Origin of the sequence: Flavobacterium sp. C3NV (assembly GCF_046825355.2) — a bacterium.
GTDB lineage: Bacteria > Bacteroidota > Bacteroidia > Flavobacteriales > Flavobacteriaceae > Flavobacterium.
Map to the genome: position 1 here is coordinate 55,287 of NZ_JBKQBJ020000021.1, position 23,662 is coordinate 78,948.

At 33.0% G+C, this 23,662-nt stretch carries 28 protein-coding genes; 22 read left to right on the forward strand and 6 right to left on the reverse strand.

The annotated features are described in order from the left end of the window. Nucleotide 1: 1 nt before the first annotated feature. The 4 genes from ACIDC4_RS22730 (at nt 2) to ACIDC4_RS22745 (ending at nt 3,049) form a co-directional block, all read left to right on the forward strand. Nucleotides 2-649 (forward strand): HAD family hydrolase, encoded by a 648-nt coding sequence (locus ACIDC4_RS22730; RefSeq protein ID WP_412045279.1) that lies wholly within the window; start codon nt 2-4, stop codon nt 647-649. Nucleotides 650-797: 148 nt separating this feature from the next. After that, nucleotides 798-1,529 carry a hypothetical protein gene (locus ACIDC4_RS22735; protein ID WP_412045278.1) on the forward strand — a complete coding sequence of 244 codons (732 nt, stop codon included), beginning with the start codon at nt 798-800 and terminating at the stop codon, nt 1,527-1,529. A 23-nt stretch (nt 1,530-1,552) separates the two neighbouring features. Then, nucleotides 1,553-2,290 (forward strand): hypothetical protein, encoded by a 738-nt coding sequence (locus tag ACIDC4_RS22740; protein ID WP_412045277.1) that lies wholly within the window; start codon nt 1,553-1,555, stop codon nt 2,288-2,290. Between the two features lie 9 nt (nt 2,291-2,299). Beyond that, a complete protein-coding gene (locus ACIDC4_RS22745) occupies nt 2,300-3,049 on the forward strand; it encodes a hypothetical protein (protein WP_412045276.1) in 750 nt (249 codons plus the stop codon). Nucleotides 3,050-3,054: 5 nt separating this feature from the next. Here ACIDC4_RS22745 and ACIDC4_RS22750 read toward each other — a convergent pair whose 3' ends face one another. Next, nucleotides 3,055-3,537, reverse strand: coding sequence for a TspO/MBR family protein (locus ACIDC4_RS22750; protein WP_412045275.1), 483 nt, complete (start codon nt 3,535-3,537; stop codon nt 3,055-3,057). Between the two features lie 144 nt (nt 3,538-3,681). Here ACIDC4_RS22750 and ACIDC4_RS22755 point away from each other — a divergent pair, with 144 nt between their 5' ends. From ACIDC4_RS22755 to ACIDC4_RS22785, 7 genes are all read left to right on the forward strand, one after another. Beyond that, nucleotides 3,682-4,794, forward strand: a complete 1,113-nt coding sequence (locus ACIDC4_RS22755; RefSeq protein WP_412045274.1) for a diphosphomevalonate decarboxylase — start codon at nt 3,682-3,684, stop codon at nt 4,792-4,794. Between the two features lie 32 nt (nt 4,795-4,826). Next, nucleotides 4,827-5,045: a hypothetical protein gene (locus tag ACIDC4_RS22760; protein WP_412045273.1), complete on the forward strand. Its 219-nt coding sequence runs from the start codon at nt 4,827-4,829 to the stop codon at nt 5,043-5,045. Beyond that, nucleotides 5,045-5,350, forward strand: coding sequence for a type II toxin-antitoxin system RelE/ParE family toxin (locus tag ACIDC4_RS22765; RefSeq protein WP_412045272.1), 306 nt, complete (start codon nt 5,045-5,047; stop codon nt 5,348-5,350). The genes ACIDC4_RS22760 and ACIDC4_RS22765 overlap by 1 nt, the downstream gene beginning before the upstream one ends. Before the next feature lie 2 nt (nt 5,351-5,352). Beyond that, nucleotides 5,353-6,291 (forward strand): mevalonate kinase family protein, encoded by a 939-nt coding sequence (locus tag ACIDC4_RS22770; RefSeq protein WP_230034734.1) that lies wholly within the window; start codon nt 5,353-5,355, stop codon nt 6,289-6,291. A 75-nt stretch (nt 6,292-6,366) separates the two neighbouring features. Then, complete coding sequence (locus tag ACIDC4_RS22775; protein WP_412045271.1) at nt 6,367-6,957, forward strand: DUF502 domain-containing protein; 591 nt, start codon at nt 6,367-6,369, stop codon at nt 6,955-6,957. Between the two features lie 67 nt (nt 6,958-7,024). Then, nucleotides 7,025-7,981: a geranylgeranylglycerol-phosphate geranylgeranyltransferase gene (locus tag ACIDC4_RS22780; protein ID WP_412045270.1), complete on the forward strand. Its 957-nt coding sequence runs from the start codon at nt 7,025-7,027 to the stop codon at nt 7,979-7,981. A 395-nt stretch (nt 7,982-8,376) separates the two neighbouring features. Further along, complete coding sequence (locus ACIDC4_RS22785) at nt 8,377-9,285, forward strand: pseudouridine synthase (RefSeq protein WP_230034728.1); 909 nt, start codon at nt 8,377-8,379, stop codon at nt 9,283-9,285. A 67-nt stretch (nt 9,286-9,352) separates the two neighbouring features. On the opposite strand, the gene ACIDC4_RS22790 is transcribed toward ACIDC4_RS22785, so the two are convergent. Together ACIDC4_RS22790 and ACIDC4_RS22795 are read right to left on the reverse strand one after the other, a co-directional pair. Beyond that, nucleotides 9,353-9,955, reverse strand: a complete 603-nt coding sequence (locus tag ACIDC4_RS22790) for a DUF937 domain-containing protein (protein ID WP_230034726.1) — start codon at nt 9,953-9,955, stop codon at nt 9,353-9,355. Between the two features lie 274 nt (nt 9,956-10,229). After that, nucleotides 10,230-10,730 carry a DUF456 domain-containing protein gene (locus ACIDC4_RS22795; protein ID WP_412045269.1) on the reverse strand — a complete coding sequence of 167 codons (501 nt, stop codon included), beginning with the start codon at nt 10,728-10,730 and terminating at the stop codon, nt 10,230-10,232. A 49-nt stretch (nt 10,731-10,779) separates the two neighbouring features. On the opposite strand from ACIDC4_RS22795, the gene ACIDC4_RS22800 reads away from it, so the two are divergent. Together ACIDC4_RS22800 and ACIDC4_RS22805 are read left to right on the forward strand one after the other, a co-directional pair. Continuing rightward, nucleotides 10,780-11,163: a hypothetical protein gene (locus tag ACIDC4_RS22800; RefSeq protein ID WP_412045268.1), complete on the forward strand. Its 384-nt coding sequence runs from the start codon at nt 10,780-10,782 to the stop codon at nt 11,161-11,163. Between the two features lie 47 nt (nt 11,164-11,210). Beyond that, the gene (locus tag ACIDC4_RS22805; RefSeq protein WP_412045267.1) at nt 11,211-11,690 is read left to right on the forward strand and encodes a hypothetical protein; all 480 of its coding nucleotides are present in this window, start codon (nt 11,211-11,213) and stop codon (nt 11,688-11,690) included. A gap of 225 nt (nt 11,691-11,915) precedes the next feature. Here ACIDC4_RS22805 and ACIDC4_RS22810 read toward each other — a convergent pair whose 3' ends face one another. After that, entirely contained in the window at nt 11,916-13,019 is a 1,104-nt protein-coding gene (locus ACIDC4_RS22810) for a glycosyltransferase family 2 protein (RefSeq protein ID WP_412045266.1), read from the reverse strand. After that, nucleotides 13,016-13,963 carry a lysylphosphatidylglycerol synthase domain-containing protein gene (locus tag ACIDC4_RS22815; protein WP_412045265.1) on the reverse strand — a complete coding sequence of 316 codons (948 nt, stop codon included), beginning with the start codon at nt 13,961-13,963 and terminating at the stop codon, nt 13,016-13,018. Before ACIDC4_RS22815 ends, ACIDC4_RS22810 begins: the two co-directional genes overlap by 4 nt. 142 nt (nt 13,964-14,105) lie before the next feature. On the opposite strand from ACIDC4_RS22815, the gene ruvC reads away from it, so the two are divergent. The 8 genes from ruvC (at nt 14,106) to ACIDC4_RS22855 (ending at nt 19,316) form a co-directional block, all read left to right on the forward strand. Then, complete coding sequence (ruvC, locus tag ACIDC4_RS22820) at nt 14,106-14,660, forward strand: crossover junction endodeoxyribonuclease RuvC (RefSeq protein ID WP_089477758.1); 555 nt, start codon at nt 14,106-14,108, stop codon at nt 14,658-14,660. 116 nt (nt 14,661-14,776) lie between these two features. Continuing rightward, nucleotides 14,777-15,910 (forward strand): radical SAM family heme chaperone HemW, encoded by a 1,134-nt coding sequence (gene hemW / locus ACIDC4_RS22825; protein WP_412045264.1) that lies wholly within the window; start codon nt 14,777-14,779, stop codon nt 15,908-15,910. A gap of 127 nt (nt 15,911-16,037) precedes the next feature. After that, complete coding sequence (locus ACIDC4_RS22830; protein ID WP_412045263.1) at nt 16,038-16,415, forward strand: GxxExxY protein; 378 nt, start codon at nt 16,038-16,040, stop codon at nt 16,413-16,415. A gap of 53 nt (nt 16,416-16,468) precedes the next feature. Next, entirely contained in the window at nt 16,469-17,242 is a 774-nt protein-coding gene (locus ACIDC4_RS22835) for a cyclase family protein (protein ID WP_412045262.1), read from the forward strand. 158 nt (nt 17,243-17,400) lie between these two features. Continuing rightward, nucleotides 17,401-17,799 (forward strand): GNAT family N-acetyltransferase, encoded by a 399-nt coding sequence (locus ACIDC4_RS22840; protein WP_412045261.1) that lies wholly within the window; start codon nt 17,401-17,403, stop codon nt 17,797-17,799. Continuing rightward, nucleotides 17,796-18,146 (forward strand): DUF4260 domain-containing protein, encoded by a 351-nt coding sequence (locus ACIDC4_RS22845; RefSeq protein WP_412045260.1) that lies wholly within the window; start codon nt 17,796-17,798, stop codon nt 18,144-18,146. The genes ACIDC4_RS22840 and ACIDC4_RS22845 overlap by 4 nt, the downstream gene beginning before the upstream one ends. Before the next feature lie 8 nt (nt 18,147-18,154). After that, the gene (locus ACIDC4_RS22850; protein ID WP_121322673.1) at nt 18,155-18,526 is read left to right on the forward strand and encodes an MmcQ/YjbR family DNA-binding protein; all 372 of its coding nucleotides are present in this window, start codon (nt 18,155-18,157) and stop codon (nt 18,524-18,526) included. Nucleotides 18,527-18,599: 73 nt separating this feature from the next. Beyond that, nucleotides 18,600-19,316, forward strand: coding sequence for a PH domain-containing protein (locus ACIDC4_RS22855; RefSeq protein ID WP_412045259.1), 717 nt, complete (start codon nt 18,600-18,602; stop codon nt 19,314-19,316). A gap of 149 nt (nt 19,317-19,465) precedes the next feature. Here the strand turns inward: ACIDC4_RS22855 and ACIDC4_RS22860 are convergent, their stop codons facing one another. Next, nucleotides 19,466-20,566, reverse strand: a complete 1,101-nt coding sequence (locus tag ACIDC4_RS22860; protein WP_412045258.1) for a DUF4407 domain-containing protein — start codon at nt 20,564-20,566, stop codon at nt 19,466-19,468. A gap of 267 nt (nt 20,567-20,833) precedes the next feature. Between ACIDC4_RS22860 and ACIDC4_RS22865 the strand changes: the two genes are divergently transcribed. Continuing rightward, nucleotides 20,834-23,644, forward strand: coding sequence for a TonB-dependent receptor (locus ACIDC4_RS22865; RefSeq protein WP_412045257.1), 2,811 nt, complete (start codon nt 20,834-20,836; stop codon nt 23,642-23,644). Nucleotides 23,645-23,662: the final 18 nt, after the last annotated feature.

The window sequence follows — 23,662 nt, forward strand, 5'->3', positions numbered from 1 at the left end:
AATGAAATTTAAAGGAATTATTTTTGATTTAGACGGAACGTTAGTAAACTCATTAGAAGACATTTCAGATGCAATGAATACCGTTCTTACAGGTTTAAATTATCCCACTCATACTTACGAAACTTATCAATATTTTATTGGAAGCGGCTTACGAAATTTGGTTAGCAAAGCACTTCCCGCAACAAATAATTCAGACGAACAAATCGAAATCTGTTTTGATTGCATGATCAATGAATACCGTGAGGTTTGTACATTCAAGACAAAACCCTACGAAGGCATTCTTGAATTATTAGATCAGTTAGTCTCACAAAACATTAAACTAGCTGTATTTTCAAACAAAGCCGATGAATTGACCAAAAAAATAGCATCAGAAATATTCCCTGATTATTTTGAAGCTGCAATTGGTTTGAGTACCGAAGAACTTAAAAAACCGAATCCGTTTGAAGCTTTAGAAATCAGTAAAAAATGGAATTTTAAACCCGAAGAAATCATTTTCATAGGAGATTCTGATATTGATATGCAGACGGCCCTAAATGCAAATATGTTTCCTGTTGGGGTTTCCTGGGGTTATCGAACAAAAGACGAGTTGATAGCAAGCGGAGCGAAATTGGTAATCAATAATCCTTCAGAATTAATTGAAATTTTATAAAAAGTATCTGGTTTCAGTTACAGTTTTCACACTGAGACTGAGACTGAGACTGCAAACTATAAAAACCCGAATTAACAAGAATTTACAGATTCGATAAGTTTTCGTTAAGACAATTCTAATAATTTTACGCTCAGCTAAATACCATTAGATGAAAGTAAAATTACTCACTACAATTTCTTTTTTAACCTATCAGTTTTCTATTTCTCAAACAGAAAAACTATTAAAGGGCAAAGTTTTATCTGAAACGTTTGCGCTTAAAAATGTAGAAGTAATCAATAAAACGTCTAAAACAAGCACCACCACTAATGAATTGGGAGAATTCTCCATTTTAGTTAATGCTAAAGACAGTTTGATATTTTTCTCGAAAGATTATTTCTTCAAAAGAATAAAACTTACTCAAACAGACCTCAATAAAAATGATCTTGTAGTAAATATGATTTTAAAACCCGAAGAATTAGAAGAAGTTGTAATTACAAATATCAAATTCCCCCATGTTGGTGCCGCGGGTATAGGTTCTACTGTATTCCCTTCTTCTTCTTTGCATAAATATACTGGAGTTTACGACGGAAGTATTGTAAATGGTATGAATTTTATTGCAGTAGGCGGCTTTATTGCTGATTTATTTAAAAAAGAAAAAGATACACCCAAAAAAAAAGTTTCTAAAGTTGATTTTAAAAAATTAGCAGCTTCAATTCCAGAAGATTTTTTTACTAAAGATTTAAAACTTAAACCAGAAGAAAAACAATTATTTATAGAACTATGCGATGCTGATCCTAAATCGAAAATGATTTTAGATCACAACAATATCCTAACAACAATGGATTTTTTATATGCTAAAAACATAGAATTCCAGAAACTGAAAACGGAACTTAAAAATTAAAAAAGATTAAAAAAACTTTTCAAATGAAAGTAAAATTACTCACCACAATTTCTTTTTTAACGTACCAGCTTTCTATTTCTCAAACAGAAAAACTGCTTTATGGAAAAGTTATTTCTAACAATTATCCGCTTAATAAAGTTGAGGTTATCAACAAAACAACTAAAACAAGCACGAGAACTAATGAATTGGGAGAGTTTTCTATTTTAGCAAAAGAGCAGGACAGTCTATTGTTTTTTTCAAAGGATTATTTATTTACAAGATTGAAGCTAACTTTGAAAGATCTGGAAAAAAGCTATCTCATTGTTGAGATGACTCAAAAAGCCGAGGAATTGGAGAATGTTGTAGTTTCCAGATCTGTTTTTAAAAAAACTGAAATTAAAAAAATCGCCAATGATAGAGAAGAAATAAATAAAATCAAAATTCGCAAGCAATTTGATGATGTTACTAATAAGGTTACTGTTTATGATGGTAAAATTAAAAATGCTATAAATATTATTTACCCTATTTTTGACAAACCGAAGAAAAAGATTGAGCCACGTGACGATCATTTTAAGAAACTTGCCATCGCTTCTTGTCCTCCAGATTTTTTTATCAAAAATTTAAAAATAAACCCCGAAGAAAAAGAAATTTTCTTAAACTTTTGTAATGCCGATCCAAAATCTAAAACATTTTTAGAAAAATCAAATGATTTGGAATTGATAGACTTTCTATATGCTAAAAATGAAGAGTTTAAAAAGTTAAATACAGGATTTAAAAACTAAAATTCATTCATGAAAGTAAAATTGCTCACTATAATTTCTTTTTTAACGTATCAGCTTTCTATTTCTCAAACAGAAAAGTTAATCCAGGGAAAGGTATTATCTAATAATTTCCCTCTCAAAAAAGTAGAAGTTATCAACAAAACAGCCAAAACCAGTACAACAACCGATTATTTAGGAGACTTTTCAATTTTGGTTAGACCTAAGGATAGCTTGCTTTTCTTTCATAAAAATCACTTTTTTACAAGATTAAAAATATCCCAGGACAACATTGATAAAAATAATATTATTGTCAACATGATTCCAAGACCTGAAGAATTAGATGAAGTTATAGTAACCAACATGAAACTTGAGCCATTTAAAATTTCCCAACAAGATCTTGATAAAGTAAAATTCGAAAAAGATGCCGCATCATTACAAAAATACACGGGTGTTTACGACGGAACTATTCCAAATGGGATGGACTTTTCCCGAATGGGAAAAGGAGTTTTTAATCTATTTAAAAATGATAAGAAAGAAGAACTCAAGAAAAAAACTGAGGATAGTAGCTTTAAGAAACTCGTAGCGGCCTCTATTCCTTACTCTTTCTTTACTAACGATTTAAAATTAAAACCCGAAGAAAAAGATCTTTTTATTGATTTCTGCGACGCCGACCCAAGATCTAAAAATCTAATAGAAAACAATAATATTTTAACTACAATGGACTTTTTGTATGCTAAAAATGAAATGTTTAAGAAAGTAAAAGCAGAAACTAAAAATTAAATTTTTTATCTGTTCAACCACCAAATACTAGCATTCAAAATCCCGGCAAAAGCAACCCAAGCCATATAGGGAATTAGTAAATAACCTGCAGTTTTGTTGATTTTGGTAAACTTTAAATACGTTTCGTAAATCATTAACCATAATAATGCCATTTCGATCAAAGCCAACATGGGATTTTTTAACCCGAAAAATATATACGACCAAATAGCATTCAATGTCAATTGAATCAAAAAGAAACCTAAGGCAACTTTTACTTCCTGGTTTTGTTCCTTTATTTTATCCCAAACCAATCCTGCTGCGACTGCCATTAAAATATAAAGCAATGTCCAAACCGGCATAAAAATCCAATTTGGCGGATTAAAACTTGGTTTTATAATTGTTGGATACCACGTTTCAACACTTGGCCTGGTCACTATGCTTGCAGAATACCCAACCATTAAACAAATTATTAATGCTACGACGATTTTGGTGATCTTGTTTAATTTCATTCTATTCAAATTTTAGTCAAAAATAGTTAAAAAGAAAGTTTAAACCATATAAGTTCATTTTAATCAAAGCCAAACTTATAATTTCTTATATAACTTATATGGTAAAAATATTTAAAAACTATCTTTGCCAAAATTTTATATTTCATGGTTACAGCAACTGATTTTATTCCTAAAAAATATACTTCGACGATCGAAAACGGAAGTTTTGAATGGAGCGCTCCCAGCAATATTGCATTAGTAAAATATTGGGGAAAAAAAGAGAATCAAATTCCGGCAAATCCATCTGTAAGTTTTACGCTTAATAATTGTAAGACGATTACTAAAGTGGGATTTGAAAGAAGAGATGCTTCTCCCGAAGCTTCGGGATCGCTCAGCACGACAAACAATTTTTCATTTGATTTACTTTTTGAAGGAAAGCCAAAAGAAGATTTCAAACCTAAAATTCAGAAGTTTTTAGAACGAATTGAAGTGTATTTACCTTTTTTGAAAGACTATCATTTTACGATTGATACTCAAAATACGTTTCCGCACAGTTCGGGAATTGCTTCTTCGGCATCTGGAATGGCAGCTTTGGCAATGAATTTTATGAGCTTAGAAAAAGTTTTGAATCCTGAAATGACCGATGAATACTTTTTTCAAAAAGCATCATTTTTATCCCGTTTAGGTTCCGGAAGTGCTTGCCGAAGTGTAAAAGGAAATGTTGTTGCATGGGGAAATCAGGCGAATATTGAAGGAAGTTCTGATTTATACGGAGTTGAATTTCCGTATACTATTCATGAAAATTTTAAGAACTATCAGGACACTATTTTATTGGTTGATAAAGGCGAAAAACAAGTTTCGAGTACTGTAGGACATGATTTAATGCACAATCATCCTTATGCCGAAAGACGTTTTGCGCAGGCACATGAAAATCTGGATCAATTAATTGCCATTTTTGAAAGTGGAAATTTAGATGAGTTTATCAAAGTGGTCGAAAGTGAAGCCCTGACTTTGCATGCTATGATGATGACATCGATGCCGTATTTTATTTTGATGAAACCAAACACTTTGCAGATCATAAATGCGATTTGGAAATTCAGAAATGAAACCCAAATTCCGGTTTGTTTTACACTTGATGCCGGTGCAAATGTACATGTCCTTTATCCCGAAAACGTTAGCGAGAAAGTATTACAATTTATTAAGGACGAATTAGTTGTATTTTGTCAGAATCGTCAGTACATTTGCGACCAAATTGGAGAAGGTGCAATTGCATTATAATTTTACGTATCTTTAGTTAAAATTTTTAGGTTATGGACATTCAATTAGAGAAACTTGATGCAATAAATATGTTGAAAGAGACTAATGATCCTTCAATCATCATGGCTGTTGCAAAATTGCTAAGAAAAGAGAAAAAAGATTGGTGGGACGATTTGACTGAAGCCCAGAAAGAAGATGTTGCTCAAAGCGAATTAGAATTTGAAAGAGGAGAATTTAAAAGCTTTGAAGAGGTGATGCAAAAATACAGATAGTGAATCTTAAAGTAAATATTTCAAAAAAGGCTGAAGAAAATTTAGATGATGTTTTAAATTTTATTGAAGCCAGATGGTCGAAAAAATCTAAAGAAATGTTTCTATTGAAATTAAAAAAAGCAATTTCAATAATAAGTATGAATCCTGAAATTTTTCCTAAATCATCAGTAAATAAAAAATATCGAAAATGTGTTGTAACAAAACAATCGAGTCTCTTGTATAGTTTTGGTTCAAATGAAATTAGAATTCATACCATTTTTGACACACGACAAGACCCAAATAAAATAAAGAAAGACATAAAATAAACATGAAAGGACCATTATTTTACTCAAAAATATTACTCTTTGGAGAATACGGAATCATCCGCGACTCTAAAGGACTTTCTATTCCTTATAATTTTTACAATGGTGCATTGAAGAAAATCGAAGATCCTTCGGCAGAAGCAATCGCATCAAATGCAAGTTTACAACGTTTTGCAACTTATCTTGAAACTTTACAAACAGAACAACCGGAATTGGTTGCTTTTGATTTGGTAAGTTTAAAAAATGATGTCGAAACCGGAATGTATTTTGACTCAAGTATTCCTCAAGGATACGGAGTTGGTAGCAGCGGTGCTCTTGTTGCTGCTATTTACGATAAATATGCTACACACAAAATAACAGTTTTAGAGAATTTAACTCGCGAAAAACTGTTACAACTAAAAAATATTTTTGCTCAAATGGAGAGTTTTTTCCACGGAAAAAGTTCTGGTTTAGATCCTTTAAACAGTTATTTGAGTATTCCGATTTTAATTAATTCTAAAGATAATATTGAAGCAACCGGTATTCCGACTCAAAGTTTTGACGGAAAAGGCGCTGTCTTTTTATTAGATTCTGGAATTGTAGGCGAAACGGCTCCTATGGTCAACATTTTTATGGAAAACCTGAAAGACAAAGGTTTCCGTGCAATGCTTAAAAACCAATTTGTAAAATATACTGATGCTTGCGTAGAAAACTTTTTGCATGGCGACATGAAATCGTTGTTTACCAATACTAAAAAGCTATCAAAAGTCGTTTTAAACAACTTTAAACCAATGATCCCGGAACAATTTCACGGAATCTGGCAAAACGGAATCGACACAAACGATTATTACCTAAAACTTTGTGGTTCTGGCGGAGGTGGTTATATTCTTGGTTTTACTGAAGATTTAGAACGTGCTAAAGTATCTTTAAAAGATTATAAATTAGAAGTTGTTTACCAATTCTAAATTTAAACTTCTTTAAAAAAATCCGGCTTATTGAATATCCTTTTCTAGAAATCATCACCCTAAAAGTTATTTAATATGAAAAGCATTTTAAAGATTATCAAAGCAACTTTTTTGGGCGGAATTCTGTTTTTAGCACCCATTGTTTTGTTATTGATTATTCTGGAAAAAGGATATCATATCATTCAGAAAATTACGCTTCCGATAATAAGTCATTTCCCGAAAGTGAAGATTTTAGGATTGGCAATTGAGGAGATTGTAGCCATAATAATCATTTTCGTTATTTGTATTACTGCTGGTCTAATTGCCAGAACAGCTTATGCAAAGAAATTGATTCAGAAACTGGAAAACGGAATTTTGAGTTTCATTCCCGGTTATTCGTTCATAAAAAAAACGAACGAAAATATTATGGGTATGGAATCTAATGAAAACTTGAAAGTCGTTCTGGTTCCAACAGATGCAGGAACGCAATTTGCTTTTTTGATAGAGCAAATAAACGATAACAATTTTGCAGTCTTTGTTCCCGCTGCACCAAACCCATGGAGCGGCTCTGTTTGTTTTGTAGAAAAAAAAGACATCAAAGAAGTTAACATTTCTCAAAAAGAAGCCTTAGCTTGCATTCGGAAATTAGGTTTTGGTTCGAAAGCACTGTTAAAGGATAAACTTTAATATTTTTAAACTACCTTCTTTAAATTAAAACAAGCCTTAAATTAAAATCACAAACTAACTTTAAAAAATGTTAAGCAGACAGCATAAACTTTTGGTAATGAAAATTGTTAGTTTGTTCTCAGTAGTGAGAGGTTATAACATTCCTATTATTGTTTTAGCACAATATTTATCTGCAATTTTTATATTGGCTCCAGAGAAAAGAGCACTCGATATTTTACTTGATTTCAACTTATTTTTGATTGTTTTTGCTTCGGCAATTACAATTGCTTCGGGATATATTATTAATAATTTCTATGATAGTCAGAAGGATTTAATTAATCGCCCAAACAAATCGATGCTGGATCGATTGGTGAGTCAGAAGACTAAGCTTTCGGTTTATTTTACGCTTAATTTTATTGCGGTTTTGATGGCTTTAATTGTTTCCTGGCGTGCCTTTTTGTTCTTTTCGGCATATATTTTCCTGATTTGGTTTTACTCTCATAAAATAAAAAAATATCCAATTGTTGGTAATTTGACAGCGGCATTTTTGGCTGTTCTGCCTTTTTTTGCCATTCTGTTATATTTCTACAATAAGGTTTCGTTTGAAGAAATCGAAGATCACATGAGCCATTTTATGGTGATTTCGGCACATGCGGTTTTCTTATTTTTATTATTGCTTATTCGCGAAATGATAAAAGATCTGGAGAATCTAAAAGGTGATTTGGTAAACAATTACAGAACCATTCCGATCATTTATAACGAAACGGTTTCTAAACAAATTATTACATCTCTAACATTTCTAACGGTGATTCCGGTATATATCCTGATCAACATTTATGATGTGGGCTATATGGATATTTACTTTTATATCTGTTTTGCTGTTTTATTATTTTTCCTGATTTATTTATGGAAATCGAATTCGAAAGGACAATTTCTGCTTTTGCATAATGTATTGAAATTCCTGATTGTTTCTGGGGTTTGCTGTATTGTTTTGATTAACCCTAGTGTTTTATGGCATGGAAAGAACCTGCTTTTACATCCTTAGAGTGATAGCCCACAGATTGTACGGATTTGACCGGTTTACACTGATTTTTTGTTTAAAGAATTATACCACAGAGATACACAAAGATTCACTGAGTTTTTTCTAAATCTTTGTGTATCTCTGTGTTTAAACTTTGTGCATCTCTGTGGTAAAACCCTCCTCTCAAAATGCCTAAAAAAAGCCAATTGTCTGAAAATAGCCCCGATTGCAGTGGAAATCCTTTTATTTTTTTTCTTTAAAAAAATAAAAGATTGAAACGAAAAGCGGGACAATATGCCTGAAAAAAAGCCAATTGTACTGCTCCTGCAACCCTAAAAAATAATAGCTATTAATCTAAGAACAATGAACTTAGGATTATTTAGCAAGAATAAACTATCTTTGCACAAATTACAGAATTTATGAACAATAAGGAAGGCAATAATAAAAGAGGTGGTTCTAGGCCAAATAGCTCTAGACCAAACTCTAACAAGCCAAAACCTCCTATGGCGAAGCGCGCCCAAGGGCCAAAAAAAGTGAAACCTGCTGTTAAGGCTGCCGAAGAAGAAAAGGCTGAAAAAATCAAAAAACAGAATCAGGCTCCAAAAAGACAAAAAGCTGCAGACGAAATTCGTTTGAACAAATACATCTCTAATTCTGGTGTTTGTTCGCGTCGTGATGCTGATATATACATTCAGTCCGGGAACGTAAAAGTAAATGGCGTACCGGTTACTGAAATGGGTTATTTAGTAAAATTGAATGATGTTATTAATTTTGATGGTGCCATTTTGACTCCTGAAAAGAAAGAATACATCTTGTTGAACAAACCTAAAAACTTTACAACTGCTCTTGACGAAGGTCAGGAATACCGTAACGTTCTGGAACTTGTTCGTGGTTCTACAACTGCAAAAATTGCTCCGATTGGAAGAATGGACAAAAACACAACGGGTTTATTGTTGTTTACTAATGATACAGACATGATTCGTAAATTTACTTTACCGAGTCAGAAATCGTCTAAAATTTATCAGGTTTCTCTAGATAAAAACTTGAAATTCGAGGATTTAGAAAAAATAAGCAAAGGCTTGGTTCTTGACGGGCACAGAGTGTTTGTTGAAGAAGTAAGTTATATCGAGAAAGAAGCAAAAAGCGAAGTAGGTCTTAAGCTGCGCTCATCAAATGTAAAAGTGGTTCGCGCTATATTCGAACACTTTGAATATGATGTTTTACGTATAGATCGTGTATCGTTTGCTGGTTTGACCAAAAAGAATTTACCTAGAGGTAACTGGCGTTTTTTGACAGATCAAGAAATTATCAATTTGAAAAACGTTTAAGAAACATTTCAAAAATTGATTTGAATATAAATCCTGTTTTACTTTGTAAGACGGGATTTTTTTTATTCTAGAAACTGAAAAAGTTATGTCCGAAAAGGGTAAAAATAGATCTTCCGATGGATTGGTTTTTTTCTTCGACTGATTCGTAACAGGAGAAACCAAGGATAATTTTGATTCCGGGAGGAATGCTGTTTAAGATATCTCTTTTTTGATCGTCCAGAAGTAATTTTAGACTGTCTAACAATTGAAGATTGTTTTTAAGATATGAAGCAACTAATAAGGCTGAAAAGTTTAGAATCTCTCTGGCTGTTTCGCTTTTGATGCCAACTTCGTTAGAAATCATTTCAGAAATTCTTCCTTTTTTATTGTTGAAAATTTCTTTCAGTAAATCGTTTCCTTCTAAGCGATAACAATCATCTACTGATAAAATGCGTCCTGATGCAAAATCGACTTCCTGATAAAAGGTTGAATCTTCCTGTATTTGCGAGACGACTCCCTGACAAAAATCCGATTCCTCGGCCCTATTGTACAAACCCATTAAAACTGTACCTATCGAAACATCAATTCCCTTTATTAAAAGTGCATCATTTTCAAAATAAAACTTGTTTAACTTTGAAACAACATTAGAAGAAATAAAACGTCTAAGTTCAATTTGTAGGTTTGGAGTCATACTTAAATGGTTTAAAATGTTATTTAAATCTATTCAAAATAACCGATAAAGTGAGGCTTTTTATCGTTTATCAGGATAAAAATATAAAATATTTTAACATTTCCAAAAAATAAGTTAAATACATGAGCCATCGATTAACAGTTGTTAAACAAAAAAAACTGCTCGTGTCACTAAACATAACCCTTTAGTTATCAAATCAAAGTGAAATTATTTTTTTGTAAATATGCACTAAAAAATCAAAAAATAAGAAAAAAGCTTAATAAATGTTACATAATTAAAACAAAAGGTTTCGATATTCCCATGTTACACTCAAAAATATACCTAGAAATATAATACAAAACATAAAATTGATAAAACTAGAAGCCAAAAAACCAAGTAATGATCCCGTTGCTGCTTTTAGTGCCCGTTTGTGATTTTTAGAATCATAAATTATTTCACCAACAAAAGCCCCCACAAAAGGACCAATAATAACTCCAAACGGTATAGGAGCAAAAATCCCAACGATTAAACCAATATTGGTTCCCCAAATTCCGTACGAACTTCCTCCAAATTTTTTGGTTCCTTTTGCCGGAATGACATAATCAAGCACTGTAATTATTATCGTGATTACAAGCGTAATACCCAAAATCCAATAATTATTTTCGACTGCTGTTGTCATATACAACAATAACAATCCTACCCAACAACTGGACAAACCGGGTAATACAGGTAGAAAACTACCAAAAATGCCCACAATCATGCATATAAAACCAAGTAACAACAATAGTAAATCCATATATTTTTTTGTAATTTTGTACCTACAAACTTTTTAGCAAAGCCCGTCAATGCACAGACTTTTACAAATCGTATTATTTATTTCTTTGATTATTTTAATCAATGATACCACTTATGCGCAAGTTAAAAAACTGTCTGTCGACGATCAATTAATTCAGGATAGCATTTATAAAAGTAATAAGAAAAAAGTTCTCAATTTTTCTATGAAAGAATTTGATGCACTTTTCTTTGAATACTTTAATCGTAAAAATGATCCAAATGTTGTTTTAACCAGAAAAGAATTTTACAATTACACGGTTCAAATTGCTACATTTTCTGATCGCTTATCTTCTTTATATCCTGACCAAAAAGAAGTTGCAGCGCAAAACAAAGAACAATGGCTTTTAGAAAGCTATGAAGATTATCTACATTACAAAGCTTCTCAAAAAAAATAATCGTATTTTTATACCATAATCAATTTATTCAATTCAACATCAAAATCTTGAAGCAGTTTTTCCTTTTTTTAGTTCTCTTATCTTTCCACTCTTGTCAATATATTGACAAGCAGGTTCCGTCTGAAAAAGAGTTACTTCAAAAAGAATTAAAATCGATCAACTGGAAAGAGGTCGACGAATATCCATCGGTAGCAAATTGCGAAAAAATTGCCGATAAAAAACAACGCCAGCAATGTTTTTTTGATGTAATGGCGCAGCTTATTCAGCAAAAACTAGATATCGATACACTTTCTATATTATATCCGGAACTCGACACCATTCAGGTAAAAGTAACGGTTTTCCCTAATTCGACCATGAAATTCGAACCGCAATTTCCTAAAGATTCGGTTGCTTATGATACCATCAAAATCGATAGTATTCTACACGCCCGTTTAGTCGATTTTCCAAAAATAAATCCTGCCTTAAAACGCGGACTTCCGGTAAAAACTCAATTTATTTTACCTGTTATTCTTAAAGAAAAAGAATAACTGTTTCACATTATTAATGGCACGCAGATTTTACGGATTTAAACAGATTTGCGCAGATTTCTTTTTTATTTTATATCATTGTGAGAAAGAATGATCTCACGATTAACTCGAAAAAGATTGACAATACAAGAAAAAAATCCGCATAAATCCGCGTTTTTTGCGAAGCAAATCCGTGTCATCCGTGTGCCATTTTAGCTTCCCTAAATAATCCCAAAGTTTTGGAATTTATTTCCCAAATCTTCTTCCCTTCCATTCATAAGTTCCAAACAAGCTATACAAAGCTACAGTTGTACTAAAAAAAGGGTAAAATAAACTACTCAAGACAAGGCTTTTTACACTGCTTTTACTCAGGAACTGATTCGTTTTATAAAGTAAAATATAGTCGATTATAAACTTAGCAAAAGCGAACAAAACAAAAAATGGATAAGGCAAAATTCCAAAAACGGAAAAGAAAAATCCAACAACATAACTGAGGTTTCCAAAGAAAACAATGATTCCTAAAATTTTTCCGAAATTACTTTGGTACGAACTTGTTTTCGCCGCCCAACGTACTCTTTGATAAAATAAAGACTTCCAGTTTTCTGTTGGTTTTGTAGTTACGATTGCTTCTTCTGCTTTTAGATAGCGAACTTTATCCGGAAATAAATTGGCTGCTTTTTGCAACAAAAAAACATCATCGCCACTGGCAATTTTATTATTTCCGTCAAATCCGTTTAGTTTTTCGAACAAAGATTTCGTGTAAGCAAAATTGGCTCCGTTGCACATAAAAGCTTCACCAAGTCCAAAACTTCCTATGGTTGCGCCTTGCAAACTGGTTAAATCTAATTGCTGAAAATGATCCAGAAATGAATTCTCACATTGGTAAGTAACCGCGCCCGCAAGCATCGAAACATCATGTTGCTGAATATAATTATCAAATGTCAAAAGCCAATTTTCAGGAACCACACAATCAGCATCAGTCGTAATGACCCAATTAGTTTTTACCTGTTGCATCGCTGTAGCAATAGCATCTTTTTTAGGCGAATTCGAAGTACGAATATTATCGATAATGGTAACTTGGAATTTGGAATTTAAAATTTGGATTTTTTCGAAAGAATTATCATCAACCAAAATCACTTCAAACAAATCATTTGGGTAATTAAGTTTTGAAAAACTCGATAAAAGATTCGGTAAATTTTCTGCTTCATTCCTGAACGGAACTATAATTGTAAAACTTGTTTGAGCTTTTAAGTCTGTTTTTTGATAATTTTTTATTTTGCTAAAACCATAAATAAGTAATACGATCGTAATTACATAAATACTTAGTATGGAAAATAAAACCAAAATCATTCTGTAGTAGGTTTTGTTTTAAAATTCAACACATAATAGGCTCCAATTACAACTGGCAAAACTACATTAAGAAACCACATCAAGGTGCTTATAAAAACTACAATCCATTCGTTTACGCCCAATTTTTCGAAGAAAAAAATGGCAACACTTCCTTTTACCGCAAAATCCAAAAACTGAAAAGTAGGTAATGATGAAGCTAAAAAGTAAACGACAGCAATGGTAGAAATAAGTGTAAAATAAGGCAAATCGACATCAAAAGCCAAAAACAAAAAGTAATATTGATGGGAGAAAACCAAATAACGCAAAACGCCTAAAAGAATATTTTTACGATGAATTGGTTTTGGAATTTCATTAATCTTATGCACTAATTTCTCGATCGAATATCCTTTGATTTTTATTTTCTTTAGTGAAAACAAAACAATCAAAAGCAATACAAAACCTCCAAACAAAATTGCAACCGTTTGAGTTGTAATGACCTCATATTTGGCATTGAAATACATCAACCCAAAAAGCCCAAAAATAACAGTTAAAATCATCTGGATTCCGTTGCAAATCAAGTTCAGGAAAACCACATTTTTAGCTTCAGATTTTGGATAGAATAATGCTTTTCCGGCGTACTCTCCTACTCCGTTTGGTGTAAAAATTCCTGCCGTAAGAGCCGCCAAAACTTGCTTTGTAGCTTCTCCTAACGAAATTTCGTGAATGACTTTGGCAAGATTCTGCCATTTCAAAATCTCGAAATAACGATTCAAAACACTCAAAAGTAAAATAAACCCAATCCCTAAAACCGATTGATTTTTACGAAACAACGTAATGAACTTTTGCCAGTCGAGTTTGTCATTGTTCGCCAACTGATTATAAATAAAGTAAAATGCGCCACCTACAATCAAAAGTTTGATCAGAAGAACAAGGAATTGCTTAGCTTTGTGAGGAATTGAAATCATGCTGCAAAGTAAAGGAAACTATTGCGAAAAAGCTATTTCACAAAGATTCACAAAGCATTCGCAAAGACGCACAAAAAGAATCAAAAAAACTTTGTGATTCTCTGTGCCACCTTAGTGCAGCTTTGTGTAACCAAAATACAAAATGACAAAAGAACGCATCATATTAGGTATTGACCCCGGAACCACAATCATGGGTTTTGGATTGATTAAGGTCATCAATAAAAAAATGGAGTTTCTGCAATTGAACGAATTGCAACTTTCCAAATACGACAATCATTACCAAAAACTAAAAATCATTTTTGAGCGTACCATCGAATTAATCGAAACACACCATCCTGACGAAATTGCTATTGAAGCTCCTTTCTTTGGTAAAAACGTACAATCGATGCTAAAATTGGGGCGTGCTCAAGGCGTTGCAATGGCAGCAGGACTTTCGAGGGATATTCCTATTACCGAGTACGAACCTAAAAAAATAAAAATGGCCATTACCGGAAACGGAAATGCCAGTAAAGAGCAAGTAGCTAAAATGCTCCAACAACTTTTAGGCTTAAAAGAATTACCAAAAAACCTGGATTCAACAGATGGTTTGGCAGCTGCGGTTTGTCATTTCTTTAATTCAGGCAAAATCGTTGCCGGAAAAAGTTATACGGGTTGGGATGCTTTTGTAAAACAAAACGAAGATAAAGTTAGAAAATAGTTTTCAGTCGCAGTGGCAGTTCACAGTTAGACTGAGACTGAAAACTGAGACTGAAAACTGAGACTGAAAACCGAGACTGAAAACCGAGACTGAAAACCGAGACTGAATACTATAAAATGAGCGGTATCTACATTCATATTCCTTTTTGCAAGCAGGCTTGCCATTATTGCGACTTTCATTTTTCGACTTCGATGAAAAAGAAAGACGATATGGTTTTGGCTTTAGCCAAAGAAATTGCAATGCGTAAAAATGAGTTTTCAACTGAAATTGTAGAAACTATATATTTTGGCGGTGGAACTCCTTCGGTATTATCAAATGATGAAATAAACTTTTTAATTGCTGAAGTTTATAAAAATTATAAAGTGGTTGAAAATCCCGAAATAACGCTCGAAGCAAATCCGGACGATTTATCTACAGAAAGAATTTTCGAATTATCCAAAAGCCCAATAAACCGCTTAAGCATAGGGATTCAGTCTTTTTATGAAGAAGATTTGCAGCTGATGAATCGCGCTCATAATTCGGCGGAAGCCATAAATTGTTTGACAGAAGCGACCAAATACTTTGATAATATTTCACTCGATTTAATTTACGGAATTCCGGGATTAACAGATGAAATGTGGAAGAAAAATATCGAAACGGCGTTGTCATTTGGTATTCCGCATATTTCGAGTTATGCTTTGACCGTTGAACCAAAAACAGCTTTACGAAAACTAATCGATACCGGAAAAATTGCCGAGCCACAAGACGAAGTCGCTTCAAACCATTTTATGATTCTGGTGGAAATGCTTCAAAAAAATGGTTTTATTCATTATGAATTATCGAATTTTGGAAAAGAAGGTTATTTCTCTAAAAACAATTCGGCGTATTGGCTAGGGAAAAAATATATCGGAATTGGTCCTTCGGCACATAGCTATGATGGCGAAAAAAGAGGCTGGAATATTGCCAATAATTCTCTTTATTTAAAATCGATTCAGAACAATGAACTTCCACTAGAAACTGAAACCCTTACTATTTCTGATCGTTATAATGAATATATTATGACAGGTTTAAGAACGATTTGGGGTGTTTCATTAGAACGAATTGAAAATGAATTTGGTTTGGAATATCTTGATTATCTCAAAAAACAAAGCCAGAAATTCTTAGACGACGATTTACTTTCGATAGAAAACAACATTCTAAAACCAACCGCAAAAGGAAAATTTTTAACGGATGGAATTGCAAGTGATTTGTTTTATCTAAATTTGGAATGAGAGCTTAACCGCAAGGTTCGCAAAGGTTCTACGCAAAGGACGCAAGGTTTTCTAATATAGGAATAATCTTATTTTTTTATATTTAATTGTATTTTTACCACATTAAATTATACAATTAAATTTACTTATGTCTGAGAATGAATTATCACGAATTGTTTTTGATTGCGCCTTAAAAGTTCATCAAACTTTAGGTCCTGGGCTTTTAGAAAGTGCTTATGAAGAATGCCTTTTTTATGAATTAAAAAAATCAGGTTTAGAAATTGAAAAGCAAAAACCTTTACCTTTAGTTTACGAAGAAGTAAAATTAGATATTGGTTATCGACTAGACATTTTAGTTGAAAATAAATTAATTTTGGAAATAAAATCTGTTGATATTTTAAATGAAGTTCATTTCGCTCAATTATTAACCTATTTAAAATTAACAAATTGCAAATTAGGCTTATTAATAAATTTTAATGTAGCTCTAATAAAAAACGGCATTAGAAGAATTGTAAACAATCTTTAAAAAAAACTTTGCGTCCTTTGCGTAAACCTTAGCGAACCTTGCGGTTAAATAATATGTTAGCAAAAATCAACAACTTCGAAATAGACTTATCAAAACCCATTGATATCTCAATTCCGTTAACGAATACAGACGAAAATCCGATTGCATGGTATATTGAAAAACCGGTTATCGAACCTGTAGTTTTTGGAGATTGGATTGGGAAAGTTTCTGAAGGAAAATCATCTACTAATTTCAATAATATTTTCTTCAATCCGCATGGGCACGGAACACATACGGAATGTTTAGGACATATTACGAATGATTTTTACAGCATTAATCAAACGTTGAAACAGTTTTTCTTTTTTGCCAAGCTGATTACGGTTGAGCCTGAAAAAGTTGGTGATGATTGGGTGATTATGAAAGATCACATTTCGACTTCGCTGAATGGGACAAATGCTTCGACTCCGCTCAGCAAGACAGAAGCTATTATTATCAGAACACTTCCAAACGAAAAAGACAAAAAGTCCCGAAAATACTCGAATACCAATCCGCCTTATTTGTCTGAAGAAGCAGCGATTTTCATCCGCGAAAGCGAAATTCAGCATTTATTGATCGATTTACCAAGTGTTGACAAAGAGCATGACGAAGGAAAATTATTGGCACATAAAGCATTTTGGAATGTAAAAGACACTTTAAACCTAAATACTGATGCACGTTTAAATGCAACAATTACTGAAATGATTTACGTTCCGGACGAAATTGAAGATGGAAATTACATCCTAAATCTTCAAATTGCCTCGTTCGAAAATGACGCAAGTCCATCAAAACCAATTTTATATAAGATTTAAAATAGCCGCCAAGAATTTGACAAATTATGCTTGTGTATTTTTTGCCACAGATTAGAAGATTTACACAGATTTAATCATTCTAATCCTTTAATCTGTGGCAGAATAAAAGAAGAAATTAGTGCAAATTCGCGAAATTCGTGGCAAAAAAACAAACCAATATGATTACCGTTTCAACAGATAAGACCAAACTTGACGTTCCTTTTATACAAAATTTTCTCAAGGATATTTACTGGGCCGCAGGCCGAACAGTCGAAGAAGTGCAGACAACAATTGATGCTTCGGTTTGTTTTGGAATTTACCTGAATGACAAACAAATTGGTTTTGCGAGAGTCATTACAGATTACGTCGTTTTTGGTTATGTAATGGATGTGTTTATTACCGAAGAACATCGCGGAAAAGGATATTCGTCTATCTTAATCGAAAATATGATGAACGAACCCATTCTTAAAAACATTCAAATTTGGAGATTAGCGACAACTGATGCGCACTTTTTATATCGTAAATTTGGTTTTACAGAATTGAAACATCCTGAAAAAATGATGGAAAAGAAACTATGAAAACAATAATCAAACTCGAAGAAGCGGCTTTATTTATCCTCGGAATCTTTTTATTCAACTATTTACATTTTGAATGGTGGTGGTTTTTAGTTTTAATCTTGGCACCGGATTTATCTATGCTGGGTTATCTTTTTGGCAACAAAAGCGGTGCGTTTTTTTATAATGTATTCCATCATAAAGGGATTGCGCTTTTAATTTATGCCTTAGGATATTATTTAAATATAGAAACGATTCAGTTAGCCGGAATTATTTTATTTTCACATTCTGCAATGGATCGGATTTTTGGTTACGGTTTAAAATATGAAAAAGGTTTTAAATACACCCATTTAGGTGAAATTGGTAAATAAGAAATAATATGAATCTGGAAACGTATTACGAATATTGTCTTTCGAAAAAAGGTGTCAGCGAACATTTTCCTTTTGATGAAGATACTTTAGTGTTTAAAGTGGGCGGAAAAATGTTTGCTTTATCCTCACTTTCTCAGTGGGAGAAAAACGAACCATCGGTAAATTTAAAATGCGATCCGGAACGTGCCCAGGAACTGAGAGCAGAATATGACGAGATAAAACCGGGTTTCCATATGAGCAAAGTACATTGGAATACGATTGCCTTAAACGGAAATTTATCGAACACTTTGATCAAAGAATTAATCGATCATTCGTATGAATTGGTTTTCAAAAGTTTGACAAAGAAAATTCAGAATGAAATTATTGAATTAGAAAATTAGGCATTACATTTGCAATGTCAGTCAAAAAACTTAGCAACTCAGTTACTTAGTAACTCAGCAACTTTATTAAACCATGAAAGAACAATTTAAAAAATTTCTGAACGAAGAACAAGATCCAAAAGCGATTGAAAAAATCACTTCAAAACTCAATGATTTATTGATGAAAGGTGAAGAAATTGGATATATTGCCGTTCAAAAAAAACCGGCAATTACTGTTTTTCCTGATAGTATTGTATTAACAAACAAACGAATCATTATTTGTCAGCCTAAAAATTTAGGCCTTTCAATGGATTTTACAGATTATACCTGGGATAATGTTGCAGGTGCTTTTGTAAAGGAAAATATTTTAGGTTCTGAATTCTCATTTAATACTAATACTGATTTTTCAATTTCGATTGATTACATTCCGAAAATTCAGGCCAGAAAAATATATACTTACGCAAAAGAGCAATTGGATTTAATAAAAAATCCTGTTGTAGCCGAAACGCCAATCGTAGAAACAGCACAAGTCGTTGAAGAAGAAGACGATATTGAAGACGAAGTCGAAGAAGTTGAGACAGAAGAAGTAACCAATTATGCTGAAATTATGCCGGCTACTACTCCATCTTATACAGAAACTTATGAGCCAATTCAGCCAGCGCAACCTGCAACAGGTGACCGCAAGTTAAGTGATTTATCGAAAGAAGAACTTTTCGATAAATTACAGAATTATAAAAAATTGCTTGATAATGGTTTAATCATGCAAGGTGAATATGATGCTTACAAAAAAGAAATATTGAGCTATATGTAAAAATCTTTCTTAACCGCAAGGAGCGCAAGGATTTACGCAAAGAACGCGATTAAAAACATAAAAAAACCATCAGCTTCAACTGATGGTTTTTCTTTTATAAATCTTTGCGAACCTTGCGTAAATCCTTGCGCTCCTTGCGGTTAAACTCTCTACAAAGTTGCTTTCTGCTTTTCTACAAAACTATTCGATTGCAGTTCTAATAACTCCGTTGCATTTTTACGTTGCAGATCGTATAGATTTTTATCTTCGGCGATATCAGCATAAACCTTATCGTGCATTTGGGCACTAGTTTTTACCAATAAATCACGTTGGTATTTGTTTTGTGCCAAAGTTGCTTTCATAGCTGTTTCGGCTTCTTCTTGTTTAAAATCGAATTCGCCTTTTGGAGCTAAAAGTTTGGCAATAATTGGAGACGTTTCGATCGCCAAAAATAACAGCATAATAAAGAATGACGGCAACCATGGCAATTTATCCAAAGCATTAATACGCGCCATTAGTCCGTCAAAACCTTCAATGATGGGCTGTGTTTGCGATACTTTTTTATCTAAATCAGCTTGCAATTGTTTGCCTGCTTTTTCTTTGTCGGCAATTTTAGCTTCGTTTGTTGCTTTTAGAGTTTCAAATTCTTTTAATGCCGCATCGTGTTTTTCTCGCTTTTCTTTATAAACCGGACCTTTTCCGAGTTTTTTAGTTCCTGTAGTTCCTTCAGCTTCTGTGATATAAGTAGAATAAAGTGAGTTTACTTCTTTCTCTTTATTCAGAATATCTGTTTTTAAAGCCGCAATCTCAGCTTTATTTTTATCTAAATCTGATTTGAAATAATTACCAACTTGTTTTTTGTTAGCCAATTCCATTTCATTTTTTTCTTTCAATAAAACAGTATTAATTTCTTTTTCGAAAATTTTAATCTCCAAAGGTTTCGAAATTACGATAGCAATAATAACGGCCAACATGATTCTGGGTGTCGCTTGTAGAAATTCATCAAAAAAACGATCTCTTTTTTTAATCGTAGAAACAATAAATCGGTCCAGATTAAAAATTAACAAACTCCAGACAAACCCAAAAGCTACAGCCGGATAAATAGAGTCGAAAACAGTAAAAAGCGCATAAGCACTGGCCAGAAAAGCCATAACGGCAGTGAAGAAAACGGTGGCGCCTATACCAACATATTTGGTTTGTTCGCCTTCTGAACAACCTTCGAGAATGTCTCGATCTGCCCCAGAACACAGGATAAAAAATTGTTTTAACATGATTGATGATTTTTGATTGATGATTACTTCGTCAGTTCGCCCTCCGGGCTCGTGTGATACGGCAAATTTAGCGCCAAAAATTTAATTCTGTGTTAAATAGTTGATTTGTTTTCTGTTGCGCTTATAAAAATTCCTTTTTTATTAAATGTTATTTTAACATTAATCTATTTCTAATCTTGGGAAGGAATCATAACACTACCTTAATTTTTTCCAACGTCTTTAATAACATTAAGGTTCTAGTTTCGCAACAAAACAAACTAAAACACAATGAAAAAAATTTATTTAGTAATAACATTCATGCTATTGGCCTTTTCGGGTTATGCCCAAAAAGCCATAATCTCAGGAAAAATATTAGATATTGATGACAAACTTCCTTTACCGGGAGCTATGATTCAAATTGTTGGCGAAAACAAATACACGGTTTCAGATTATAATGGTCGTTTTGAATTATTGAACATTAATGTTGGAACATACAAAGTAGAAGTAAAATATATAGGATATACCGCCATAACTCAGGAAATTACTGTAGAACAAGGCAAAAATAACGTAATCGATTTTGCACTTAAAACTTCGGGAACCGAATTGAACGAAGTGGTTGTTGGAGACATTTTAAAAGGTCAGGCCAAAGCTTTGAACCAACAAAAGAACAGTAAAAACATTGGAAACATAATTTCATCTGATCAAATGGGTCGTTTTCCGGATGCTAACGTTGGAGACGCTTTAAAACGTGTTCCGGGTATCACGATGCAAAATGATCAGGGTGAAGCGCGTAACATTATCATTAGAGGTTTGGCTCCGTCTTTGAACTCGGTAACTTTAAATGGTGATAGAATCCCTTCTGCAGAAGGAGACAACAGAAACGTGCAGATGGATTTGATTCCGTCTGATATGATTTCGACTATCGAAGTAAATAAAACATTGACTTCAGACATGGATGCTGATGCAATTGGAGGTTCTGTAAATTTAGTAACCAGAGCGACTCCAAATGGCGAAAGAATCTCTGCAACGGTTGCGGGTGGTTATATGCCTATTCGCGAACACGCCACTTATACAGCAGGATTAGTTTATGGAAATCGTTTTTTAGATAATAAATTAGGAGCAGTTTTCAGCGGATCGTATAATAATGTCAACTACGGTTCTGATAATATCGAAAACGAATGGGTAAAAGATGAATTCGGGAATGAATATCTGCAAGCTTCAGAAATTAGAAAGTACGATGTACAACGTATTCGCCGCAGCGGATCTGTAGCTTTAGATTATAAATTTGACGAAAATAATACCATTTTCGCCAATGCCATTTATAACTGGAGAGACGACAGAGAAAACCGTTTTAGAACTACATATGATGATATCGAACCTATTTATAACGGAGAACAAATTACAGGTTTTGAAGGTCGTGTAAAACGTCAGACAAAAGGTGGAGTTGATAATGATCGTAATAAAAACAGAAGATTAGAAGATCAACGTGTACAAAATTACTCTATTCGAGGTGAACATTTAATCAACTCTAAATTAGATTTAGACTGGTCAGCGAATTATGCAAAAGCAAGAGAATATCGTCCACAGGAACGTTACATCGAATACCGTCAGAAAGGTCTTGAAATGACAGAAGATTTATCTGATATCAGATTTCCGTTAATGACAACTGTTGGAGAATCTACAGATGAATTCAAATTTGACTCTGTAACAGAAAACACAGACGAAACAAGCGAAAGTGAATTTGGAGCAAAAGTTAATATTCGTTTTCCTTTCAGCATTATTCCATCTGAAAAAGGAAGATTAAGAACAGGACTTAGACTTCGATTGAAAGAAAAAGAAAGAAATAACATGTTCTATTCTTATGAGCCAATGAACGACGGAATGGAATTATTATCTGAAGTTCCAAACAGTTATTATGATGGAAAAAACTTTAATCCGGGTAGTAAATATGTTCCGGGAGCTTTTGCATCTGCAAGCTTTTTAGGAAGTTTAGATTTAAATAACGCAACATTATTCGACAAAACATCAGATCCTGCAGAATATTTAGCGGTAAACTATAATGCAAAAGAAAGTATTTATGCTGCGTATGTAAGATGGGATCAGGATTTTAATGATAAGCTATCTATGGTTTTAGGTTTCAGAGTTGAAAATACTCATATTGATTATACCGGAAACCGCGTTTTGGATGAAGAAGAATTAGAGAGCCAAATCAACACAAAAAACTCTTATACCAATTTATTGCCAAGTATCTCTTTGCAATATAATGCGACAAAAGATTTAGTTTTAAGAGCAGCTGTTACAACGGCTTTAGCAAGACCAAACTATTATGCATTGGCTCCTTATGTAAACAATATTGCTGCCGATAAAGAAATTACTGCCGGAAATCCTGATCTTGAAGCCACTTACTCTTACAACTATGATTTCATGGCCGAGAATTATTTCAAATCTGTTGGTTTAATTTCTGGAGGAGTTTTCTACAAAAAATTAGATAATTTCATTTACAATTATAGCGATAATCAATACGATGCTGCGAAATTTGCTGCTGATTTTCCTAACCAAACCAACCCAATTCCGACAGGAGAAAACTGGTCATTTTTACAATCAAGAAACGGAGATACAGTTGATGTTTATGGTTTCGAAGTTGCTTTTCAACGTCAGTTAGATTTCCTTCCGGGGAAATTCCTTAAAGGATTTGGTATCTATTTGAATTACACTTACACAAAATCTAAAGCAAAAGGAATTGCTGACGAAGACGGAAACGAAAGAAATAATATCAGTCTTCCGGGAACAACGCCACATATGTTTAATGGATCTTTATCTTGGGAAAACAAACGTTTTTCTGCCAGAGTTTCGACCAATTTCACTTCAGATTATTTAGATGAATTAGGTTCTGAATCTTATAAAGACAGTTACTACGACAAACAATTTTTCTTAGATGCTAATGCTTCTTACAAGATTACACCAAAACTTCGTCTTTTTGCCGAAGCCAACAATTTAACTAACCAGCCTTTACGTTACTATCAAGGAGTTGAGGCGCATACCAAACAAGCAGAGTACTATCAGGCGAGATATAATTTTGGTTTGAAACTTGACTTGTAATAATCAATTTATAAAATT